The following is a 525-nucleotide window of genomic DNA, read 5'->3' on the forward strand; positions in this document are numbered from 1 at the left end:
TTCTTTTTGTTGTGGATTATTTTCAGGTTCTCAGGCATATCACTTAAAATCAACTTGTGCTGATTTTGAATCTATAAATAATACTTTTGTATAATGCATTTCTAAATCAGCATCTAAATTACCTGGACGAGAATATTTATAAATATCAATTTTATACTCATTTTTTAGATGTGAATTTTCTTGTGTTTTTTGTGTATCATCATTAACAACAACACCATAATCAAACACTCTTTCATCATCACCAGCATTGCTCCGATTATCTTGTAAAAATTCTTCAAATGTTCTATCTAATACCTCTATTCTCTTACCATTAATTTTTAAAACTTCATTCTCACTTAACGTCGTATTAAATATTACTTTTAAAGGTGTATGAGCTTTCCATCTACCTGCTCAATATTTCTTTTCTCTCTGTTTAACGCCTATACTCTTAGTATCTTTTGGATCTCTAATTAAAACATCATCAACTAAACGAGTTGTTTTTGCATCAAAATCTACTCACTTACCTAATTCAATTTTTAATCTTTC

1 protein-coding gene is annotated in these 525 nt (G+C 28.2%); it reads right to left on the reverse strand.

Annotation, left to right across the window (positions count from 1 at the left end; genetic code table 4):
* Positions 1-525 (reverse strand): Mbov_0399 family ICE element protein (locus N1F73_RS03905; protein WP_396888708.1); only part of this gene is annotated, 525 nt, incomplete at both ends.

This window comes from Mycoplasma sp. HS2188, assembly GCF_025209835.1.
In the GTDB taxonomy this organism is placed as follows: domain Bacteria; phylum Bacillota_I; class Bacilli_A; order Mycoplasmatales; family Metamycoplasmataceae; genus Mycoplasmopsis.